Genomic DNA, 21,404 nt, shown 5'->3' on the forward strand with positions numbered 1-21,404 from the left:
GGCCATGGTGAACCTTTTTAGAAAACTTTTTTTACGACCCGCACTGGTTGAAAATCAAGTTATCGCTTCGGACATTGCAGCAGCCGTCAATTTTCGCCCGCGCAAGCCCCTGAAGGTTTCGGTGGCTGACGCCATGGCCGACAGTGAAGACATCCCTAGCAATATCGAAGCGTTCGCTACTTCCGTAGCTTCTACAAATGTCCAGCACGGGCCATTTGGAAAATCCATTTCCGTGGAAACCATCAAAGACTTTGCAACGCTTCCTCTGTTGTTTGAAGGTCTCGTCAATGACTTCCAGCTCGGCAGTCACCTTGGCTATAACGTCCAGCCCGCACTGTTTGGAGGCGTTCAGGGAAGTGAGGCCGCAAGGATTGCCATCCTCGTCAATCCTTTGTATGCCAACTCGGATGAAGTGGTAGAACTCCTTTCGATCTTGGCAAATCCCAAGCAACACAAGCACGAATTCAAACTCTGGGAACACGCCTCCAGAGTCATCATTCCGCATTCGCTGATGCTCTCGCTAAGCCGCGGGGAAATTGACAAAAACAGCTTGAGCAATCGCAGAAAAATAAATTCCGATCCGAAGAAGCATTCCTTTTACGTCGCGCTGGAAAACATCATCCAGTGGGGAGTGCGGCAAAACGCATCTGACGTTCACTTCAACCTGAACTTCAACGAAGAACACAGCGAGGTCCGCTTCACCATCAACGGCCGTTATGTGGCTCCACAGATGTGGCGCATGCCAACACAAACCATGTTCCAGATTCTGAGCGTTGCCTGGATGTCTGGCACGGGCGGCAATGGGCCTAGCTATGACACGCGCGTCGAGCAGCAATGCCGGATCGCATTGAAAATTGACGATAAGCCGATCATGCTTCGATGGGCCTCAGCATCGACCGAATCGCCTGGCCCCTCCGTCACGACGCGGATCATCAAATCGGATGCCAACATCCTGACGCTTGAGCAACTCTCGTATTTGCCAGACCAGATTGCCACCTACAACCGGGCCATGAATGCCGAGAAGGGCGCGATTATCCTGGCAGGTGTTGTGAACTCCGGCAAATCCGTCACGATCGCGTCCCTCATGGGCAGCCTGCCTGATTACCGAAAAAAGCTGGGCATCGAAGATCCGGTAGAAATCCTGATCCCCGGCATGCTGCAAAAGTCCATCAATCGGCCGCTCGAAGGCGACACGGGCAAGGAATTTGACGCCATCGCAAAAACCGCCAAGCGCTTTGCGATGAATGACATTTTGATCGGTGAAATCCGTGACAAGGCTACCGGAATGCTGATGGTGGACATTGTGCTGATGGGCACATCCGTGTACTGCACGACCCACACACCTTCAGCACTGGGCGCCTTCGACAAGCTAGCGAGCGACATGGTGGGAGTTTCGCGTGACTTTCTCTCGGTTCCGGGAAACGTCAAGCTCATCACATACCAGGCATTGCTGCCCAAGCTGTGTACCTGTGCGCTGCCACTTAAATGCATTACCCAGCAAGGCCATGCAGAGTACAAGGCCTCCGGTAATGACTACATCAAACGGCTACAAAGGCTCTATGACCTGGACGAATCCATGCTGCGCATCGGCAACCGGGAGGGTTGCCCCAAATGCCGGCATGAAGGACTGCCCGAGCTCAATGGCTTTAAAGGAAGAACACTTGCAGCAGAAATGGTGGAGCCTGACGAAACGCTGCTCTCGATGGTCAAGCAGGCCGACAGCATTGGAATGCGGCGCCACGTAGCCGAGTTGCGGGGCAGCACCCGATTTGACGACCCGTTGATGGTAGGAAAGAGCGCAATGGAATGCGCCGTTTACAAAATGTCCACCGGCATCCTGGACCCGCGCGAGATTGAGCCCCGGTTTCATTCGTTCGAACGGGAAGAAATGATGCGTGCGTCTTCGAAGCACTACGCTGAACACGTTGAAAAGCAAGTTTACACAGCACTTAAAAAGGTAAGGTAATGAGTCAAACCCATGATGTTGAAACGGTAGGAGGAAAAATAACCTTTTCCGGAGTGCTCTCCGATATTGGTCAGTTTTTTAAAATCTTCAATGACCCGGTTGCTTCAGCTGCCCGAAAGTTCAAGAAAAGCTTGCCCGAGTTTTATCAATCAACAGCCGACCGAATCGAAAATGCGAAAGAGCTTAAATACTCAACCATGTTCGAGCGTGATGCAGTTCGGTATTCCAAAAATGAGGATGGCAAACCGATCAAGACGCCGCGTGGTGTGTTGTCAGCGCATTGGGCAACAAAAATCATGGATAGCGGTGGTGATCTGGCCTTGACCTTTACCGGCACGCTGCCCAGGGAAGACATTGCGCTGATCAGAATGGGGCAAGCGGCTGGTGCGGGCGCCTTGCCTTCGACGCTGCGGGATCTGGCCAGAATTTCACTGTTGATCAGCAGGGCAAAGTCCATATTCATGACTTCGACATTCATGGGCGTCCTAGCCATTGTCATCATGCTTACAGTGATGATCATCACGCCGATGTACACCGTTCCCATGATCAAAAAAACCTTCGTGATACCGCCGGAGTACATACCGGCAATTGCCAAAAAACTTTTCGCGTTTTCTGACTTCATTGAAAGCTACCTCCTTTATATTGTTGGTGGCGTCGCGATGCTTCTCTATGGGGTGATCTGGTCGCTTCCCAATTACGTGGGCAAGTACCGCAAAAAACTTGATCAATACTTTATCTGGGGTTTGTACCGTGATTTGCAGGGTGCTCTGTTTCTGGCCGTGTTGAGTACCATGGTTAAAAAGCGTGGAAATGTCAGTGACAATTTAATGGTTGCATTGCAGCAGATGGCCAACCACACGACTCCTTGGAGGCGCTGGCACATCACGAAAATGATCGAGAACATGCAAAATCTTGATCTTTCATCGCTGGACAACAGCACCGCGATCACGAATGCCTTGAACACGGGCATCATGGACCGTGAATCGTTCTTCTTTCTTGTCGACGTCCAGGATGGGCAGGGTTTAGCCATCGGTTTGCAAAAAGCCGGCGAACGTGTCGAGGGTCCAACGCTCACTTCAGTTCAAAAGCAAGCCAAAATAATTGCAATGTTGTTGCTTGGGGCAGCCTTCGGTATTGTGGGTATATGGGTAGGTGCTCATCTTTCAACTTCAAAAGCAATGATCGACGCGCTCAAGAGCTTTATGTCGTCTTGACTGATTCCGTCATGCAGACCTATCGCCGCCACTTGCCAGAGGCGGCTTTTTTTTTGTGCGGAATCTGGTGGCAACTGAAAACCAAATAAAAAGCGCGGTTTTATGCCTCACATTCACCCGCAAGATGGTCCCAACAAATTCAACAATGTTGGACATATGGCAACTATCCCTTCTATAAAAAAAGCGACTGAGAGCGAAAAGAAATCTGTTCTCGGCACGGTGCCCGGTCCGATGGCCCAAGCAGCAATGCAGGTCTATTTCGAGCGTGGATCGCTTGAGGCTATCCAGACGCATCGCTGGAGGCTTATTTCAATTTCCATGATTGTTGTCACCGTCTTGCAATCGGCGGCCCTGGCACTCTTGATACCGCTCAAAACGGTAGAAACCATCCAGATCAACCGGGACGGCCAGGGCAGGGTAGCGGTTGCCAACGCAGATGCCCAGCGGTTTACAGCAGACGACGGCGTCAAGCAGGCATGGGTCATCGATTGGGCGACAGATCTGACTGAGATCAATTCGGCAACCTGGCAAAGAAGCGTCGAGCGAGCTTCGTCCAGATCACTTGGTGTTGCAGTGGATCAGATCAGAGACTATCTGAGCCGCACAGAAAACCAGCCGGCCCAGCTGCTCGCCGACAAACCGAGCTACATCCGTGAATTCAGCCGCCAGACAGTCAACATGATCGATACCAATGTAGCGCTCATCCGCTATTCCTTAACGTCACGCTCGGCACCAGGGGCTCCGAAGGTAGTGAAGTCCTATGCGATGACGGTCACGCTTGCCACGGTCAAGCAGTACTCGCGCGAAGACGTGCTTAGAAACCCGACAGGACTTGCAGTCCAAAGCTTCAATATTTCCGAGGAACTACCAAAATGATTCGCTTTCGCTTTCACTCAGCCACCACTGCACTTGTCACGGGTGGGTTACTGGCCATGTGCTGTCAAGGCAATGCGGCCGTGTCCAGCCCGCCCAACAGCGCAGTCAATGGCCTATCGGTTGCCGTGCCAGGCGGTCTGGACTCGCGAATCCGGGTTTTTGCATATTCTCCCGATGTGGTTTACACGCTGCCGGTGACGGTCGGCATGCACACCCATATCCCTCTCGGGCCGGATGAAGAATTGATCGAAAAGCCCAAGATGGGCGAGACGATTCAATGGCGGGTATCCGGGAACCAGAACAACATTTATATCAAGGCGCTGAAGGCAGATGTCAGCACCTCCCTCACACTGGTCACGGACAAGCGCGTTTACCAGTTCGAGCTCGTCGCGACAACCCGTGCAACGGAGCGGATTCAAAAAGCCTATTTCGTCTATCCGGACGATGAGGAGGGCATCCTGCTCAACCAGCAAGCCAAAACCAGCAAGCGAGCGGACGCGGCGGCCGCAGAAGAAGAGCGCAAGCGTGATCAAGAGCTTTCCCCGCAGCCCATCAGCCCAAATAATCTGGTGTTCTTTCGCGTCGAAGGCAACAAGGAGTACGAACGCATGCACGCCTATGACGATGGGCGGATGACGTTTATACGCATGCCGCCGGGCATTCAGGATCTGCCCGCGTTGTTTTTGGTGGACACCGATAACAAACTCGTGCCGATCAATTACACGGTGCTCGACCGCAAGGGACACGATGACCGCGACGTTCTCAAGGTGGAGCGTACCAATCCCAAATGGCTGTTGAAGATCAAGAAATCTGTCGAAGTCAAGCTCACGAAAGAATAGCAAGCCATGGCCTCGAATGTGCAGCCTCCACCGCTGATGACCGATCCGCTGAACATGTCAGCCCCGGAGGAATTGATCGATCCGATTTCCAGAGAACAACAGGATGAAATCAGCAGACAACAAGAGGCGATGGAGCGCGGCAAGCCAACGCGAAACCTTAAAAAATTAGGCATCGTGCTTGTAGGCGCTGCAGTAGCTGGCTATATGCTTTACCCCTCCTTGTTTCCACCATCTAAGGAAAAAAAAACTGTCGTGGTTGAAAAGTCAGATGCCCATCAGGAAACACCTGGCTCCATCATCGAACAGCTCAAGAGTCAGCCCAAGCCTCCGCCTCCAACTGTAGAGGTTTCTGTCCCGCCTCCACAAGTTCATCCCACCCCTCCGGCCGGAATGTCAAATAACCCGGACGGAGCCAGCGTCTTGACGCCCCGGCAAATCGAGGCCAATCGACGCGAAACCATCATGGCTAGCGCAATGGAGCCGAGCGACATCAACATTACGCTGCGGGATCAACCGAGAAAAAAGGCTGACTCTGAAGCAGACGGTCCGGACTCTGCATTGGCAAGGGCACTGGCGCAACAAAATGGCATCCTTGAAAAATCGCTGGCCCAACCCGTTGAAAAACCTCAACCGCTCGCCAAGGGCAGCAATCAGGACGAGTTTTTACTGCGCACGCGCAACGCCTCGCTAGAGGAAGCAACAAAACTCGCACCCGCAAGAGCTGCAGCGGCTTTGTACCAGGGCACGATTGTGCAAGTCATTCTGGACCGCGCCATCAACACAGACAACCCAGGCACGGCCAGGGGTAGGGTGCGCAGTGACGTTTATGACTCCGTGACCCAGAGCATTTTGCTGATCCCGCGTGGCTCGCTCGTCATCCTTCCCTACCTGAACAGTATGCTGGTCGGCGACTCGCGCATCCTCGTGGCAGGTGAACGGTTGATCTTCCCGAACGGTAAAAGCATGTCGCTGTCTGGCACGCCGGCAGCAGACATGCAAGGCGCCAGCGGCATTCCGGCTGATGTGGACAATCACTTTTATGAGATGTTCAAAACCTCGTTCATGGTCGGCGCAGCATCGTTGCTACTTCCGAAAAGTCAGCAAAACGTGTCCATTTCTGACACGGTATCTGGTGGCAGCAGAACGGGTGGCTCGATTTTGGGAACAACGCTTTACGACACGATCAAGCAGATTTCAGCACGCAATGCCAGCATCAGGCCCACGGGAAGTATCGAAGTGGGTGAGCCTTTCACCTTGATGCTGTCCAAGGACATCGAGCTCGAACCGTACAGGGGCCGCAAGTGAACATGGCAAAAATCAAAATTGCTTCAGCGGTAGTGCTTATGGCTGCATCTGCCTTGCTCGGTGGTTGCGCTTTCCAGAGTTTTAGAGTCGATGAAGCCAGCATGCGCTACGCCGAAGCGCTGCCTCAAGGCTTGTCATACGCTTGGCGCCAAGGTGGCAAAGTGTGGCTCGTGCCAGCTAAAAATGTTTTCCTGGGGTCTGCCAGAACGCTTTCCGGTCAAACTATGATGATGGCCTCAGAGGGGTCGTACTTCACGATTGCAGATGCTCCGCCGTCCTTCTACATTGAGATCGATAGCAGGATCGAGCCATTAAGCATTCCAATTCAATAGCAGCCCGGCCAGCGCGAGTTCCATCATTGCCGGGGCTGCCGCCTTGTTGAGGCAAATAATCAAATTTCAGGAAAACAAGTCGATCTGATTCCCTCGCGAGGGCATGTCAGATGGCTTGGCCACCACCGGCGTTGGCTGGCATGTGGACTCATCAAAGAAGGCGCCTGGCATTTGCCCGCCTTCAGGCAGCCAAGCCTTTGGAATCCTTCGCAAGGGCACTGCAGCCGCCTCGGGAGCTGCCGGCCGGTCGGGCACCACGGCGTACTGCGCAGCACCGGCGTTTTGCCTGAATCGGTCTGTGTCCATCTCCATGCTGGACAGGAACGCCAGCATGGTGTCATTAAGCTGCAACTCATGCGTTGCTCGGGTCAAGACGACATAGTACAAGTTGACTTCCTGCCTGCTCAGTTCCTCTGTGGCCAACATTTCCCCCTGGCCGTTGAGCAAGTCAGGGAAATCATCGGCCAGCCGAACCGACCTCAGTGTCGAGCCCTTGCACTTGTGGGCCGTGGACAGGGTCAGGTGGGCCTTGCTCAAGTCCTGAACACAGGCTTCGTGGATCGCCGGCACGATCTGCAGGACGCTGGCGCCATAGGTCTGGACCGCTTCAATGGTGCGCTTGACCTCCAGATCATTAGCGTTTTCAGCGTACTCGGCCAGTTGCTCAAAATTGTGAAAGTCCTTGAGAAACGGATCACGGATTTCGCCCGTTTGTCCATCCATAAGGTACCAAGTGTCCACAATCTTGTTGAAGTTATAGCCTTGCACACCGCCTATGAAGCCAATCTTCTGGCCGGCCTGCATGGCAATAACAGCTTGCGAGAAGATGGCCGCGTTGGTCCGTGAGATGACCGCGTGCGGAGACAAAAAATTGATTGGACCGACCCTGGTGTTGGGTCCGAGCCCTTCAAGGGGGGTGGTCTCAGCATAGAAACCCCAAAGAAGCGCATTGGCAATCTCGGCCACATATTGCCCAAACCTGAAGCTTTGCGTCAACGGGAATGTCTGCACCGCCTGGGCATCCGTCATGGCGTTGCAGGCGCCACGGAATTGATAAATCGATTGGTAGGGGTCACCGACGATCACCAGCGGACTGCTCTGCCGGCGCATGATGTCCCAAGTCACCGGGTTCGTATCCTGGGCCTCATCGAGCATCAAATACGGATAGGACAGGCGCGGCTGGCTGAGTTGGTAGAGCTTCAAGATACCGTCGTGGGAGATTGGAACTTCGTCGTGCAGGTCGATCATGCGTTCCCATAATTGCTTGGCCACTACAGCCGCATAGTCCAGCATGTCAGGCGGACCGACAGGCGGGCCATTGAATGACATGGCTGTCTTGGGAAATTCGTGCGAATCCGAGGCGCACCAAAAATTCAGCGTATCGAGAACTTGCTTGGCGAAAATCCAGTTCCAGGCCAGTCCCATAAACTTGATGACCTCGATGGACTTGAGGGAATAACCACGAAATTTCCCTTTATACCTGGGCGATACAACCCCGTGGGCCAAGCCATTTATGGTCTTGACCGTAACCCACTCCTTCGGGAAGCGCTTCTTTGCATCCTGCTCTGCGCTTTTGTTAAACACGAGAGACAGCCCTGAGAGGCCCTGACCGGCTTGGACTTTTGCAAGGCTTTCCAGCGTTGTCGTTTTACCTGTCCCAGCATAAGCAACCACTTTGGTGACGCCAAAGAGATTAGCGGTTGAGATTGCAGTTTGCTGGGCAGTAATGAGCATGTTTTAATTTTTATCCGTTTACTATTTGTAAATTTGTCGTAACTTCTTGATGGGGCGGATCGCACGCCATTCGTTCGAGCCAAAATCGCACGTTCTCATTAGATCGCAGTTTTCCATCCATAACCGAACTTCGTCTTCGCTCAAAAGCGTTGTCGGGCCTGGTGGAAATCTCATAGATTCTTGAGATTGCAAAATATCATCGAGCGCAAGATAACCTCCTGACCAAGAGCTTTGAATCGGCTTGATTCGTGCCAAGCCTGCCCTTGCTGGCTCAGGATAGCTCATCATCTGATAATTCATTGCAATGGGCATAAGCCACATCGGCCAGCGATGGCCATGCCGAATAATGTTTGCATTGCGCATACCATCGAAGTATATTTTGTCCCCATCTAAAGGATGGCACATTTCAAACACTTCGCAAGCTTTGGGTGTTCCATGAATCGGCACATTCATGTGAAATGTTCCGATCAGAAACGGAATTGGCTTTTTAAAACTGAGTATTGCAGTCTCAACTGGATCTGAGCCGAGGGAGACAAGTTTGACGGTGGGGGGAGATGATGGGCATCAAGCAACGATAGTGCTGAAAAGCCAGCTAAAACGCTCAAAAATGTTGAATTGGAGGCTGCAATTCGAGTTCACTTCAAAAGGTCAGCCCAATTGGCGGCCTAATTAGGCCGCCATTCGCGCTCGAATACCTCCCTGATTTTGCGAACATCCTGGTCAATGTTCAAATTACTGAAAAAAGAGCCGAAACAGAGCGAGGGAACACATCTCCTGCACCGTGTGGTTCGGTCCCCGCATACCCGTTTTTTTGCTCTGCTGGGCCTGTTCCTTGTCTGGCAGCCATCGGCAAATGCCTTTTGCTTTGCCGAGGCCAGCGCACGCTATACAGTCAACGAGTACATCCTGAGGGCCATCGCGCTACATGAGTCGCGGATGAATCCGTCGTTGCAGCTCGTCAATAGCAACGGTTCCGTGGACATTGGACTCATGGGCATCAATACCGTGCATATCAGCCCGGGCGAGCGTCTGTACCGGGCGGGCATGACGGGCTCAATGCTCCTGGACCCCTGCACCAACGTCATGACAGGTGCATACCTGTTGCGTCTCAAGATGAACCGATTTGGCAACACCTGGACGGCTGTTGGCGCCTACCATTCCATCACTGACCAGTACAACGTCGCTTACCAAGGCCGTATCCGCGCTTCACTCGATAAGGTTATGCGGCAGGCTCAAGCTGCTGTAAGAGTGGACAACTAACTCGGTGGGGAGTGGCATCAACGTCAAAGCGACCTAATTAGGTCGCTTTGACGTATGACCGTTTTGCGCAAAAAATGGTCAATTCAAGCGAAAACGCAAGAAAAAGGTCAGATTATTATTGAAATCGCTTTGCAACTTAACATAACCCAAATCGTGGAATATTAGCAAGGGCTGCACCCAGTTTCTTTTAAAGCGCACTACCTGTCCTTGACGAACTCACAGACAACTCAGGTGTATTAAATCTTCTGCCTTGTTACTGTGACTTAAGTTTGCGAACGAGTATTTAGTAAATTTTGCGCGAACTCGATATATTGCTCTGGTGTTGGATCACCCCAGAGGTGCCGCATTAACCATTGATTAAAAGCTGCCTGGGAAGGTTTCGTGGGTTTGGACTTGAGCAAAAGAGTTTTCATGCTTTGCTGATTGTTGTACATCGAGATCAACTCGCTTTGGTCACCACCATCCAGCTCTTGAAAGTATTCATCAGCTTCATCGATCTTGCTGGCCTTGTACATTGCGGGTATGTCTTGCTTTTGCGGTCTTACTGCTGGTGCAACCTTGTCCACAGCATCTTCTATATCAACTGATGCTTGCCATCGTTGGGACAGTGCTTTGCGGAAATATGCGGCGGGATTTTCCAGTTTCTCAGCTTTCGTACTTGCTCGTCGCTCATTGGTGTATGCCAATGCTTGCTCAATAGTGCTGGCGGGATTTTGTTGAAGCATGCGTTTTGCTTCCGAGTGCATGATTCCCAATAGGACCATGTTACCAATGAGTTTTGCTTCATCTGCGGAAACATCCTCAGTTGAAGTGGCGGCAAGTTTGGGTTTTTGGACTTTAAAAAAAACGCCTTCTACAGTTTTGCCAACTTTTGTTTCTCGCAATTCAATTTGGATAGCGCCTTCAGCGTTAATTTCTGCTATGCATGGGTTTAATACTTTTTGCTTGAAACTCTTGTATTCCTTATAAGATTTCTTATCGGCTGAAACACCCAAAATAATGTCGCGAAACTCTTGCCATGGAATGGCCGGTGTCTGGTTGATTTTTTCAAAACGAATGCAGTGCTCATAAATTCCCGCAGATGCTGCTCGTCGATATTTACGTAAAACAGCTTGATCAATTAATGCGTACATCTCGGGTTTGAGGATGTGAGCTTGAAGTTGGCTGCTGATCTGGTACTTGATGAGATACCGAGTGATTTCAACTTCAGGAAATAGAACTGAGGCTTTCCATCGGGCTCGCTTTTCTTCAGGGGCAAGTACGTCCCAGGTGAAGATGATTCTCATCAGCGCTTCGGAACTTTCCTTTAGATAAGACCGGTTGTTGGAATTAAATCCAATCTCATTGCACACCGCGTCAATTCGGATCGCCCACCACCCTTCAGAATCGTGTGGGGTGTTAGCGGCATTTTTAAGCCAGGAATTGAGCAACTTTCTTTGCACAAGCGAGAGTGGCGCCATTGGTTTCGAATGCACAACCTGAACGGCTTTGCGAAATGCATTGGGTACATCTTTGGTAGAAAAGAGTCCAATTTGATCATCTATGCTTTTTGACGCCATGTGCACTTGTTTTGTTTGAAGGTATCTTCTTGTGATTGGCGATAGTACCTCAGTACCAGATGTAGAACAAGTTCCGATCCTTCTTCGTTTTAAGTTTTGAACTCGACACTCTTTTTTGCTGTTGTGTATTCTTTGTTAAACACTTTAATACCTTTAATACCTTTAGGCATGCTGGAACCCTGTATCCATGCGGGTTCCCAGCCTCTGTGGTACCTGTTTATGGTAAGTTAGGTGCCCATCTATGGGTGTGTAAGTACCAATCTATGGGAGATAGGTATCCTTCCATGGGAGTGAAGGTATGTGGATATGGGACTTTAAGTACCCTTTTATGGGATGTTTGCAATATACGACTGTGACAGCATTTTCTTAGGGCATGGCTCAGTCAAGTACCTCTTCTTGGGATTTTGTGAAGGTATCCGTTTATGGGATATTTTTTGACCTTACTGCTTGGCGCAACTTTTAAATGACCTGATCCGCAAAGTGCTTGGGTGTCAGGTTGCCACATATCGAATTAGCAAAATTTTGCTATCCGGATTTGCGTGTGGAATCGTCCGGCTCGCGTGCGCGGTCCATTGCACGCTCCAGCCAGTCCGTCCCGAGGCGCCGCAGTTTCTCCCAGTGTTCATCATCGAGGCGCACCGTGCGCGGGCGTTTATCCCTGCAAGATGCACCGGCTGGCAATAACGGGCGCCCGACCAGCGGCGTCGGCTCTTGGCCTGTCAGCCCGTCGCGGTAGCCGCGACAATACTCGTCCTGGCGCACCTCGGGCAGCTCATGCTCTCGCTGGTCGCAGAACTCCTTGCCGTGGTGGTGGCGGCGCCGACGCGTCTGGTAGCCCGCGCCGTAGTCGCCTGTCAAAACCTTCGCCCGGCGGGCGAGGCTCTGGAATCGAGCCTCGTCCATTGTCACAGCGTCTGCTGGCCGCGGCCAACTCAGCATTGCGGGCAACGCCCTGCGCGGCCATCTCGCACAGCTCCAGCCATTCATTCGCAGGAATTTGTTGCGTGTCCAGGTAGTGGCTGACTAGCATCACAAATTCCACAAGCTAATCCGGATCGCCCAAAATTGAACGCCCTCCTCTACTGTCAGAACTTTGATTTTGGTTTAGGCAGCGACCGTAGTTAATTTCTCTGGTACCTGACCATGGGATTTTTGATAGGTACCAATCTATGGGAAGGAATCAAAGTCTGACCAACCAAAGGATTTGTTTGACCTTCACTGGGCAGTGGATTCACGTCCGCTAATGATCAAGAGCCAATCTCTAGCCAAAAGGCTTAACCCTTTCAAAGGTATCCACTCTTAGTAATTGCATGTCTGAAGGTACCAATCTATGGGTGGATTTCAACCCTGTTTGGCCATCAATTGGTGCTGCAACTAAGTTTGAGCTTTCTATGGGTTCAAATTTGAGTGTTTTCTCCCATAAGCTGGTACCTAACATGATTTCCCCTTTCTTTTGACCTGAAATAACCATCCAAATGCTTCACTTTTCGCTCCACGTCCCATAACTTGGTACCTATTGCGACGCCGACACAGCTTGATCTGATGCGGTAGCGCTCAAGTGACTGCAGATGTGGCTCCAGGCGCAACCCTATTTGACATTGACCGAGCGGCGGGGTTTAAAGCTGGGTATCAAAATCAGCTTAGCCAAGTGTTGCCGCGGACTCAAATAATTTGTCCGCGCTGCAAAACACGCAAGCTCTTGATCTGTCTGGAAAATCTACGGATTGGTGAGGGCTGGATTTGCAGGAAAACAAATGCCATCCATTTGATTTCCTGCAAGTTTCGACGAGGTTTTCATAGGACCCCGACCGCATGCACCGCAGACTGATGAGTTGTCTCGCCCCCGCCTGGACGAGCAGCTCAAGATGAGCCATCCGCTGGTTCGCCTGACCAACTTGATGAACTGGGATGAAATCGAACGCAGTTTTGGCGCTCACTTCGCCTCAAGCCTGGGACGCCCTGCACTGAGTCCTCGCCTGATCGCCGGTTTGCTGTATCTGCAGCACGCCAATGACGCTTCAGACGAAGCGGTGGTGGCGACCTGGCTGGAAAATCCCTACTGGCAATACTTTTGCGGCCAAACCTACGTGCTGCCCATTGACCCCTCCAGCCTGAGCCGCTGGAGGAAACGTGTTGTCCAAGAAGGTGTCGAGGTCTTGCTGGCCGTCACCATCGAAGCGGCTCGTGCAGCGGGCCTGATCAAGAAAAGCAGCTTGGACAAAATCATCGTCGATACCACCGTGATGCCCAAAGCGATAGCGCATCCCACCGACAGCCGGCTGCTGGAGAAAAGTCGCCAGCACCTGGTCAAGCTCTCTGATGAACATCATCTGGCGTTACGCCACAACTACAACAGGCAGGCCCCGCGCATGGCCGCGCAGATTGGTCGGTATCCCAATGCGAAGCAGTACAACCGCATGCGCAGAACAAGTCCATCCTCGACCAAAGTTGGTTCGAATTCCGGCGGCAGCTGGAGTACAAGCTCGATTGGAACGGCGGCATTCTCATTGCCGTTCCAGCGCACTACACCAGCCAGACCTGCCCATGCTGCGGGCATGTCGCCAGGGAAAACCGGAAAACGCAAGCCAAATTCGAGTGCGTCGATTGCGGCTACGAGAACAACGCCGATGTCGTCGGCGCGATGAACATATTTGTGCGGGGACAACGCGCGGCAGCCTGTGGAGAGGACGGCTCTGGCCTTGTGCGTAAGCGCAAGACGAAACCAGCCTCGGTGAAGCAGGAACCCACCGAAGTGACTATTCGTGAGGTAACTCATGCGTAACGCCGTAGGAATCCCCTTCCTTTTGAAAAGGGAGGAAGTCACATCTTTTTGAACACTGCTCGGATCTTGGTTCGTATCTCCTCCGTATCCTCCGGCGATAGGCCTTTCAATGAGAGCTCTAAGCGACCATCTTCTTCAAAAGTCCTGAGTTCTACGTTCACGCCTTTAAAATCAAGCGCCTCTTTTGTCGAACGAGTGCGTTTAACTGGCCCTTTCTCTGCGGCCTTCCGTCTTGCCACGACATCTCGGTAGCCAAGCGAAAGTTTTCCGGCCTCGAAAATTAGTTCCAGGGTACTTTCTTCGCCCTTAACTGCAAAATATTCCCTGATTGCGTTGAGCATTTTCAAAGACAACAATCCTGGATTTTCTGCAGCTGCATGTATCACTTTAGAAGGTAATTCATTCAATGACATGACCCTGCTCACATGATCTTCACCTAATTTCAATGCCTTTGCTAAACCAGATTGCGATGGATATATCTTCTTTGCTAAAAGCTCTTTCCATTTAATGGCATCATCCAGTGGCGTTTGATCTCGCCTTTCGACGTTCGCAGTTCGCGCTTCTTCGTAGAGTGCAGCATCACTATTCGGACGCGTTTTGATTTCTATTCTGAGTGTTAGTAGGCCACCAGCGCGGCATCCACGCAAACGAGTTTCACCTTCTATCAGCACGACAGCACCGAACTCGTCAATGAATCCGGTGGCAGACATCATCTGACCTCCACTGGTCAGTGATGTTGCCATTTCATCAATGGCAGTATTTGTGTAAAGGTAACGTGGGTTGAATGGATTGGATTTAATTTCCCCCAATGGAACGTCATATACCCGACCTACCTCGTAAGTAGATTTCAGAATCTCGACATCTTGGCTCGCGCCAAGATTGGGATTGACCTTGTCTGATTCTGGTATTGAAGGTGAGAGCCTTGGATCACCAATTAAGGTCGAGCCCGCCGCAGCTGCCTCGACCTGGGCCACTCGATCGCTTGAAACGATGCGTTTTTTGAAACCGGACATTATTTGTTTCCTGCGTTAATTCGCTTCAATATCTCTGTATAGAGAGCCTGAATTTCCTCAGTCGCCTTCACTGAGCGATCACGACTGTTAAGTTCATGCAAAGCACGGCCAGTTTTGCCAGATGCCAACCAAGAGGCTCTTTGCGCAATTTGCGTATCGAACACCGAAAGACCCTCTTCTTTAAAGTACTCGCGAAGTTCAGTTGTTGCTTTTGCTGTTTCTGTTGTTGAGACTCGCGTCAGAACAATATGAGCAGGAATATGACCAAGTTCATGTCGAGAATCCATCTCTTTGAGATGAGAAAAGACATTTAAAGTTGATTCGATTTCTTGCTGGTCAGGGCCGCACGGCACAAGAACAAGATCGCTCAAAAGGGAACATTCAAGCATTGTTCTGTAATTTTGTGCGCCGATATCAACAACAACGAGTGTGTATTTTCCCGACAAATTTGCCAATTCTCTGGCTGGGTTGGGGGGAAGTGCTAATACTGGAATTGATGGGACGATCCCCTCCTCGTTCCGAATTCTTGACCAACTTGTTGCTGAACCTTGTTTATCAGTGTCCAAGAGAACTACGTCAACACCATTGCATGCGGCCAAAGCTGCAATGTTCGTTGCAAGCCTCGACTTACCTACTCCGCCTTTTTCTGCCCCAATTGTTATAACCATACAACCCTTTAATTAAATTGCTCATTATTCAATTTAATTTAAAGAATGTAAAGAACTTGCTGTAACTTGACACGTAGTTTGCTCATTCTCATCGACAAAAACCAAAAAGAATTCATAAATAGTTGCTTAAGTGTTTAGCATTGGAAGTTTGAACGTACTCCTGCTGCATATTGGATCGAGCCAAGTCGAATAAATTTCGAACCCTTTGTTCAAGACGATAGACGGATGAAAAGCTACGAAGGATTTGTTGGTTCGCAAAACGATTGCCAACTTCCAAAGTTGGCTCGCGCCAAGAGTTCTTAAATAAATCCTTCTAGGCCGTGTTCGGAAAGTCAGTGGAGCCATTTCATCATGCCGGCGATGTGTACAAAGCCCAGAAACGTGACGTCGAGCTTGTCAAAGCGAGTGGCGACACGGCGAAAGACCTTCATGCGCTGGAAGAGGTTTTCAATCAGGTGCCGCGCCTTGTAGCGGTGTCGGTCCAGGACGCGCTGGTTTTTTTGCGGTTGACCCGGCAAGGGATGATGACCTGCATGCCACGCTTTTCTGCCGCCTGGACAATCTTGTCGCGGTCATAGGCTTTGTCCGCCAGAAGGGCTTTGGCCTGCAGCCCATCGAGCAACTCGGGCACGGGTTTGGAGACGTGGCGCTGCCCTGGGGTCAGCACAAAGCGCAGCGGGTTGCCCAGTGCGTCGCAGACGGCGTGAATCTTGGTATTGAGGGCCCCGCGCGTGATGCCGATGGCCTGCGGGCCGCTGGTCTTGCGGGCGCCTGCCGGAGCTTGATGCGCCCGGCAGCAGGTCGAATCGACCATCACCTCTTCCATGTCGGGCTGCTGCACGCCCTGGAAAAGGCGCTCGAAGTGCCCTTTGCCGCACCATTAGGCGTAGCGCTGGTACACCATGCTCCATTTGCCCAGCCGCTCAGGCAGGTCGCGCCAGGGCGCGCCCGTGCGGGCCATCCACAGCAGGGCAAAGAAAAACGTCCTGTGCGCCCCGCCAGGGCGACCTTTGCACGGTGGCATGAACGGCTCGATACGCTGCCATTGCGCATCGGTGAAGGTGTGGCGTGCATGGGTCATTCTGGCCTAATCGGGTGATTAGACCGCATCAATATCTGAACCTCAAACTTTCCGAACACGGCCTAGCCTCAAAAAGTGCCGAAAAGTGAAAATATTGGCTCGAGCCAACTATCAGGGCATGAAAAAAACAAGCCACAAGCGCTGTGCGTTCGCCATCTAACTCCCGAGCCTGCGGTGGCGGATTTCTCGGGAGTTTTGATGATTTATGTAAAAGCTTTGCTTAGCTCTTCAGCACGCCGTTTAAGCGGCGCACGCCCATAGATCGACATGGTTGTTTCAATGCTGGCATGGCCCATCTGCGCCTGGATCGCATCCATGGCTACGTCCCTTGCGACTGATCGGGCGCCGAACGTATGTCTGAGCCAGTGGGGTGAGGCCCGTTCGAGCTGGGTTCGTTCTTTGGCGGGAAGTGTCGAGTATTGAATTGCGCGCAGCGTCCACGATTTGACATGCTGGTAAAACGGCCGGTAGCCTACTGGCTCCATCGAATCAAGCGTACTGGATATTAAGGGTGCTTTCGGGTCGGCAGTTTCTATGCCGCCAAGCCCCCGGAATTGCAAATAGCGTTGCAGAGCTTCAAATGCCTGATTCGGGATAAAAACATAGCGGTTTTTTGCGCCCTTGCCATGCACATACAAAACCCAGCCCTCGGGCTGTTTGTCAAAATCCTTGAGCCGTGCATGTAGAAATTCCATGGAACGCAGTCCGACTGCTTCGAGGAACTTGAAAATAAACCGAATCCGTTCACTGGCCGCAGTTGGTGGTTGTGCATCTATATAACGGATTATTTCGGAATAGCCGAATTCGCTGATGGATTTGCTTTCCTTGACTATTCGGTTTTTATCATCGCCTGTTTTTCTATTAACCAAAACCCAGGGATTCTGGTTAATGTAAGAGGCTGAGTGAAGCCAGAGGAATAATGCTGAAACCACAATGACCGACTGGCGGTGGCTGTCGTGGCTGAGCTGGCCACGAAATGGAGCCCACCCCGCTTCAAAGGGCTTGGCTTTGCGCCGAGAAATCCAGCTCGGGGGTATGTTCTGCAAGAAGGCCATATACGCCAAACAGTCCTCGACCGTCATGTCCTTGAATCCAATTGCGTGACGCTCCTGCTGCAGCCACAGCATTAAGCGCACAGCTTCACGCAAGTAAACAGTCGCGGTGAGTTTGGAGCCAGAGCGCGCTGCTATCCAGGCATTAACTGCGTCCATATCGTTATCGGCCTTGAGAACCGAACTGCCGGACAAAATAGGCGTTGACCCGCATGCAGGACTTTCAATGGTTTGGATTTCGCGGTAGGGCGTGTATTGCGAGGGCATCATTGCGAGGGCGAAGGCCGGCCGGGTGCTCGCTGCTGTGGCGGGCATGATCGAGCCGAGGAACTGCGCGATCCGCTCCGCCTTGAGTTTGCCGACACCGGGCATGAATCTGTACCAGCGGCCTGCCGAGTCGATGGCCTGGCGCAGCATGCCCAGGTTGATCAAGCCCGCTGTGACCAGCTTGGAGGCAGTCACGTCATCGAACCAGCCGGCCACGGGATCACTTTCGGTGGGAACTTCAGCGCTCAATGCTTCAAGCTTGGACAGCAGAGCGAGCTGGCGCTGGCGCAAGCGGTTCCGCCTGGTACTGGATGCGACGCCTTTTTCCGACGCTGGGTAGGCATCCCTGTACATCTCCAGCACTTCTGCCGCGCCCCAATCGTCCAGATCGTGCTCTTCAATGTATTGCTCAAGAGAAGGCATTCGCGCCTTGTCGATATTGACGAAGCCATCTTCGACGGACTTCAAAAACGCCACCGTCTTCGGCTTGACGGTCAGCCCGATGAGCCGCCAGGCCGATTTCTCGCCATGACGCCTTGCTATGGACCTGACTGCTTCAATGGTCTGTCGGCTTGCGGTAATCGCTTCGTGTCCGTGCTCGACCCCGAGGTACAGCTTGCCGGCCTCCCGCGCATCGACGCCTTCGGCAATCGCACGCAAATGAGCGAAGTGATGAAGACCGATTTTCATCACGTACTTGGTGGGCGCAAAAAAGGGCGTTGATTTCATTGGAGATTTCCGAATAGGGCAGGTTTCCATTTTGCACCATTCAAATATGAAAGCAAAAAATTGCAGTCAGATAATGCGGCTAATCTGATGCCTATCGCCAAAAAAAAAGTGCCAAGCGCCGTTCATTCACATAAAACCGTACCTGGTTTTCACATAAAACTGTACCTGCGTGCCTGAAGCGTCCGCTACCCCGCTCGGCGGCGCTCATCCCCGACTGATTTCGTTCAGCCCGGGAACGGTTTCAGGTGAAATTCCATGCGGGGAACATTTTTGTGTGAAAGGACTTCACACAATTTTGGTACTGGATTTTTGAAAATGCAAGGAAATCAACGGCCAGTGCTTGCTGCGATGAGAACAGTTTTATGTGAATGGACGACCGGCCTGACGACAGCCGGCAGGCCATCAATATCGCCCACGTTGATAAGGGTTGGCGGCAGCCAGCGAAAATAAAGTTTGCGCGCGTCAAGAGAGATTTCAGTACCGTCCTCACGCTTGCGTGGTCCCAATCGAAAGCCATGCCAGTGCGCGCGCCGGAAGTGCCCGCGCGGGCTGCTGTGTTCGCCTCCTGCGCCGCTGGTTTGCTCCGCCTGATATGCCGCCCGCAGCTTGGCGCCCAGGCGAACGCCAACGTCCCACTTTGTAGGGCCAGCAGCCGGGAACAAGCGCCAGCCGTCGCGCCGTGTGCGCGTGAGTTCGGGATTGGCCGGATGTCCGGGCTTGCCGCGCCGGGTGTACTCGACATCAGCGCACAGGTACAGCAGCAGGTTGAGGACCGGCCGCAGCCAGCTGTACTGGGCTGCAATGACCTCATTTTCGGACTGGGCGATATAGTTGCCTCCAGCTTTGACCCACTCGGCCAGCGCAGAACGCAGGCTGTCGTCCAGCGAGCCTACACCCAGCTCAAGGTACTGTGACTTCGGCATGAGCTGGTCGCCCGTGTCGGTACCCGTAGTGGTCTAAAGCGTTTATTGAAGTCAACGCGAAAAATCCATTGCTAGCTCCACTTTTACCAAGCATGTAACTGGTTACATGCTTGGTAAAGCACTTATCATTCGTAGGTGAAAAAAACAACGTGGCTGGTTGCCTGGATCGGCAAAACCGACCATGAGGCCGCAGAAGGTCTCTCCAGTGCCAACCAAGGGCCGATTGCTGGTGCGTTGCTGGGTGCCCAGAGGTTCGACAAGGTTTACCTGCTGACGAATTACCCGCATGCGCGCAGCGTGGTTTTTTGCACATGGCTGGAGGCCACCACAGGCTATTTACCTGATCAGGTCGAGCTTTACGACATCGATTTGCCCAGTCCCATCGACTACGCTGCGATCTATTCAGCGGTCTGCAGCAACCTCCTGGCGGCGCGTCTTCCCCGCGACGAGGTGCAACTCACGTTCCATCTCAGCCCTGGCACACCGGCCATGGCGGCGATCTGGATCATCCTGTCGAAGACACGTTTTCCTGCTCGCCTGATCCAGACTTCACGCGAGCGCGGTATCGAGCCAGTTGATTTCGAATTCGATCTGGCAAGTGACTTTTTGCCCGAGTTTCTCGAACGTGGCAGCGCGCGGATCGAGCGCCTGTCCGCCAGTCCCGTGGGCGCGGTTGCGCAAGAGTTTGTCGCCATCGTTCACCAGAGCACGGTCATGCGCGAGCAGATCGAATTGGCTCGCCGCGTGGCGGTGTATGACGTGCCCGTGTTGATTCTGGGTGAGTCAGGCACGGGCAAGGAGCTGTTTGCCCAAGCCCTTCATGCCGCCAATCCGAAACGCAAGAATGCCCTCTTTGTTCCGGTCAACTGCGGGGCCATTCCGACTGAGCTGGCGAACTCCGAGCTGTTCGGCCACGCCAAGGGCGCGTTCACGGGCGCGGTCAAATCGCATGATGGTTATTTCACCCAGGCCGATGGCGGAACGCTGTTTCTCGATGAAATTGGCGATCTACCGCTGGATGCCCAGGTGCGCCTGCTCCGCGTGCTGCAGAACAAGGAAGTCACGCCAGTGGGATCAGGTACGGCCCGCAAGGTCGATGTTCGCATTGTTGCTGCGACACATCGTGACCTGGCGGCCGATGTTGCCGTAGGGCGTTTTCGGGAAGACCTTTTTCACCGACTGGCCGTGGGCATTCTTCGGCTGCCCCCGCTTCGCGAGCGTCGCGGCGATCTGGATGTACTGATCGACCTCTTTTTGAGCGCCTTCAATGACGATGCCCGTGATCGCCCCGAGGCGCAGCATAAAGTGCTTTCCGAGTCAGCCAGAAAACTTTTGCACACGCATGAGTGGCCGGGCAATGTACGGGAATTGCAGCACACCTTGTTGCGAGCTGCCATTTGGTCGCCTGGCGAGTCCATCGATACGCGCGATGTCGAATCGGCCATCTTTCAGGTGCGCCGAATCAGCGATGCCGTCCTGAATCAGCCAATTTCGCAGGGCATCGAGCTCCAGCAGCTTCTTGATCGGGTGGCTCGTCACTACATGGAGCGTGCGCTCGAGCACACGGGTCATCGGAAAGCGGCTGCAGCCAAGCTGCTGGGTTTTTCAAATCACCAGACACTGCTCAACTGGGAAAAGCGGCTTGGCGTCGGGAAGGGGGAATCCGATGATTGACCGCAAAGGGTCTCGAACGGTTCGTCGTTCACAAAACATCCTTTGTGGGATGAAAAAATGAATGTTCGCAAGATAACTTGCATAAAGGTAATTATTTTTACCAATATGTGTACTGACGCGCGCTTAAGTC

At 52.5% G+C, this 21,404-nt stretch carries 17 protein-coding genes and 3 pseudogenes; 10 read left to right on the forward strand and 10 right to left on the reverse strand.

Going from position 1 to position 21,404, the window contains the following annotated elements; all coding sequences use genetic code 11:
• Positions 1-4: 4 nt before the first annotated feature.
• From PNAP_RS21060 to PNAP_RS21085, 6 genes are all read left to right on the forward strand, one after another.
• A complete protein-coding gene (locus tag PNAP_RS21060; protein WP_198140731.1) occupies positions 5-1,966 on the forward strand; it encodes an ATPase, T2SS/T4P/T4SS family in 1,962 nt (653 codons plus the stop codon).
• Positions 1,966-3,180, forward strand: coding sequence for a type II secretion system F family protein (locus tag PNAP_RS21065; RefSeq protein WP_011797892.1), 1,215 nt, complete (start codon positions 1,966-1,968; stop codon positions 3,178-3,180). The genes PNAP_RS21060 and PNAP_RS21065 overlap by 1 nt, the downstream gene beginning before the upstream one ends.
• 102 nt (positions 3,181-3,282) lie before the next feature.
• A complete protein-coding gene (locus PNAP_RS21070; RefSeq protein ID WP_157040457.1) occupies positions 3,283-4,056 on the forward strand; it encodes a type IV secretion system protein in 774 nt (257 codons plus the stop codon).
• Positions 4,053-4,895: a TrbG/VirB9 family P-type conjugative transfer protein gene (locus PNAP_RS21075; RefSeq protein WP_011797894.1), complete on the forward strand. Its 843-nt coding sequence runs from the start codon at positions 4,053-4,055 to the stop codon at positions 4,893-4,895. The genes PNAP_RS21070 and PNAP_RS21075 overlap by 4 nt, the downstream gene beginning before the upstream one ends.
• 6 nt (positions 4,896-4,901) lie before the next feature.
• Complete coding sequence (locus PNAP_RS21080; RefSeq protein ID WP_011797895.1) at positions 4,902-6,200, forward strand: TrbI/VirB10 family protein; 1,299 nt, start codon at positions 4,902-4,904, stop codon at positions 6,198-6,200.
• A 2-nt stretch (positions 6,201-6,202) separates the two neighbouring features.
• Positions 6,203-6,532, forward strand: coding sequence for a hypothetical protein (locus PNAP_RS21085; protein ID WP_041377537.1), 330 nt, complete (start codon positions 6,203-6,205; stop codon positions 6,530-6,532).
• A gap of 66 nt (positions 6,533-6,598) precedes the next feature.
• Here the strand turns inward: PNAP_RS21085 and PNAP_RS21090 are convergent, their stop codons facing one another.
• Together PNAP_RS21090 and PNAP_RS26065 are read right to left on the reverse strand one after the other, a co-directional pair.
• Positions 6,599-8,266, reverse strand: a complete 1,668-nt coding sequence (locus PNAP_RS21090) for a UvrD-helicase domain-containing protein (protein ID WP_011797897.1) — start codon at positions 8,264-8,266, stop codon at positions 6,599-6,601.
• A 21-nt stretch (positions 8,267-8,287) separates the two neighbouring features.
• The gene (locus PNAP_RS26065; protein ID WP_011797898.1) at positions 8,288-8,719 is read right to left on the reverse strand and encodes a hypothetical protein; all 432 of its coding nucleotides are present in this window, start codon (positions 8,717-8,719) and stop codon (positions 8,288-8,290) included.
• A 270-nt stretch (positions 8,720-8,989) separates the two neighbouring features.
• Here PNAP_RS26065 and PNAP_RS21095 point away from each other — a divergent pair, with 270 nt between their 5' ends.
• A complete protein-coding gene (locus tag PNAP_RS21095) occupies positions 8,990-9,526 on the forward strand; it encodes a lytic transglycosylase domain-containing protein (RefSeq protein WP_011797899.1) in 537 nt (178 codons plus the stop codon).
• Between the two features lie 263 nt (positions 9,527-9,789).
• Here PNAP_RS21095 and PNAP_RS21100 read toward each other — a convergent pair whose 3' ends face one another.
• On the reverse strand, positions 9,790-11,085 hold the full coding sequence (locus tag PNAP_RS21100; protein ID WP_157040458.1) for a replication initiation protein: 1,296 nt from the start codon (positions 11,083-11,085) through the stop codon (positions 9,790-9,792).
• A gap of 525 nt (positions 11,086-11,610) precedes the next feature.
• Positions 11,611-11,988 carry a hypothetical protein gene (locus PNAP_RS21105; protein ID WP_041377538.1) on the reverse strand — a complete coding sequence of 126 codons (378 nt, stop codon included), beginning with the start codon at positions 11,986-11,988 and terminating at the stop codon, positions 11,611-11,613.
• 893 nt (positions 11,989-12,881) lie between these two features.
• On the opposite strand from PNAP_RS21105, the pseudogene PNAP_RS21110 reads away from it, so the two are divergent.
• Positions 12,882-13,514, forward strand: a pseudogene (locus tag PNAP_RS21110) (transposase); the annotation flags it as partial.
• A pseudogene (locus tag PNAP_RS26070) lies at positions 13,511-13,867 on the forward strand (RNA-guided endonuclease InsQ/TnpB family protein); the annotation flags it as partial. The pseudogenes PNAP_RS21110 and PNAP_RS26070, both read left to right, overlap by 4 nt.
• 38 nt (positions 13,868-13,905) lie before the next feature.
• Here PNAP_RS26070 and PNAP_RS21115 read toward each other — a convergent pair.
• The 6 genes and pseudogenes from PNAP_RS21115 to PNAP_RS26080 all read right to left on the reverse strand — a co-directional run bounded on the left by PNAP_RS21115 (position 13,906) and on the right by PNAP_RS26080 (position 19,600).
• Complete coding sequence (locus tag PNAP_RS21115; protein WP_011797903.1) at positions 13,906-14,880, reverse strand: ParB/RepB/Spo0J family partition protein; 975 nt, start codon at positions 14,878-14,880, stop codon at positions 13,906-13,908.
• The gene (locus PNAP_RS26075) at positions 14,880-15,548 is read right to left on the reverse strand and encodes a nucleotide-binding protein (protein WP_011797904.1); all 669 of its coding nucleotides are present in this window, start codon (positions 15,546-15,548) and stop codon (positions 14,880-14,882) included. Before PNAP_RS26075 ends, PNAP_RS21115 begins: the two co-directional genes overlap by 1 nt.
• Before the next feature lie 451 nt (positions 15,549-15,999).
• Positions 16,000-16,416, reverse strand: a pseudogene (locus PNAP_RS21120) (IS5 family transposase); the annotation flags it as partial.
• A gap of 12 nt (positions 16,417-16,428) precedes the next feature.
• Positions 16,429-16,629, reverse strand: a complete 201-nt coding sequence (locus PNAP_RS25210; RefSeq protein ID WP_011797906.1) for an IS5 family transposase — start codon at positions 16,627-16,629, stop codon at positions 16,429-16,431.
• 203 nt (positions 16,630-16,832) lie between these two features.
• Positions 16,833-18,677: a site-specific integrase gene (locus PNAP_RS21130; protein ID WP_232290846.1), complete on the reverse strand. Its 1,845-nt coding sequence runs from the start codon at positions 18,675-18,677 to the stop codon at positions 16,833-16,835.
• Between the two features lie 326 nt (positions 18,678-19,003).
• Entirely contained in the window at positions 19,004-19,600 is a 597-nt protein-coding gene (locus tag PNAP_RS26080; RefSeq protein ID WP_011797908.1) for a hypothetical protein, read from the reverse strand.
• Positions 19,601-19,735: 135 nt separating this feature from the next.
• Between PNAP_RS26080 and PNAP_RS21140 the strand changes: the two genes are divergently transcribed.
• Positions 19,736-21,274, forward strand: coding sequence for a sigma-54 interaction domain-containing protein (locus PNAP_RS21140; protein WP_011797909.1), 1,539 nt, complete (start codon positions 19,736-19,738; stop codon positions 21,272-21,274).
• Positions 21,275-21,404: the final 130 nt, after the last annotated feature.

It is taken from the genome of Polaromonas naphthalenivorans CJ2 (genome assembly GCF_000015505.1).
Classification (GTDB): Bacteria; Pseudomonadota; Gammaproteobacteria; order Burkholderiales; family Burkholderiaceae_C; genus Polaromonas; species Polaromonas naphthalenivorans.

Coding starts and splice junctions, on each gene's coding strand:
- PNAP_RS21070 (WP_157040457.1), top strand. CDS start 3,283: ATGCCTCACATTCACCCGCAAGATGGTCCCAACAAATTCAACAATGTT.
- PNAP_RS21080 (WP_011797895.1), top strand. CDS start 4,902: ATGGCCTCGAATGTGCAGCCTCCACCGCTGATGACCGATCCGCTGAAC.
- PNAP_RS21060 (WP_198140731.1), top strand. CDS start 5: ATGGTGAACCTTTTTAGAAAACTTTTTTTACGACCCGCACTGGTTGAA.
- PNAP_RS21105 (WP_041377538.1), bottom strand. CDS start 11,988: ATGGACGAGGCTCGATTCCAGAGCCTCGCCCGCCGGGCGAAGGTTTTG.
- PNAP_RS26075 (WP_011797904.1), bottom strand. CDS start 15,548: ATGGTTATAACAATTGGGGCAGAAAAAGGCGGAGTAGGTAAGTCGAGG.
- PNAP_RS21115 (WP_011797903.1), bottom strand. CDS start 14,880: ATGTCCGGTTTCAAAAAACGCATCGTTTCAAGCGATCGAGTGGCCCAG.
- PNAP_RS21085 (WP_041377537.1), top strand. CDS start 6,203: ATGGCAAAAATCAAAATTGCTTCAGCGGTAGTGCTTATGGCTGCATCT.
- PNAP_RS21065 (WP_011797892.1), top strand. CDS start 1,966: ATGAGTCAAACCCATGATGTTGAAACGGTAGGAGGAAAAATAACCTTT.
- PNAP_RS25210 (WP_011797906.1), bottom strand. CDS start 16,629: ATGACCCATGCACGCCACACCTTCACCGATGCGCAATGGCAGCGTATC.
- PNAP_RS26080 (WP_011797908.1), bottom strand. CDS start 19,600: ATGCCGAAGTCACAGTACCTTGAGCTGGGTGTAGGCTCGCTGGACGAC.
- PNAP_RS21100 (WP_157040458.1), bottom strand. CDS start 11,085: ATGGCGTCAAAAAGCATAGATGATCAAATTGGACTCTTTTCTACCAAA.
- PNAP_RS26065 (WP_011797898.1), bottom strand. CDS start 8,719: ATGAATGTGCCGATTCATGGAACACCCAAAGCTTGCGAAGTGTTTGAA.
- PNAP_RS21095 (WP_011797899.1), top strand. CDS start 8,990: ATGTTCAAATTACTGAAAAAAGAGCCGAAACAGAGCGAGGGAACACAT.
- PNAP_RS21075 (WP_011797894.1), top strand. CDS start 4,053: ATGATTCGCTTTCGCTTTCACTCAGCCACCACTGCACTTGTCACGGGT.
- PNAP_RS21090 (WP_011797897.1), bottom strand. CDS start 8,266: ATGCTCATTACTGCCCAGCAAACTGCAATCTCAACCGCTAATCTCTTT.
- PNAP_RS21130 (WP_232290846.1), bottom strand. CDS start 18,677: ATGAAATCAACGCCCTTTTTTGCGCCCACCAAGTACGTGATGAAAATC.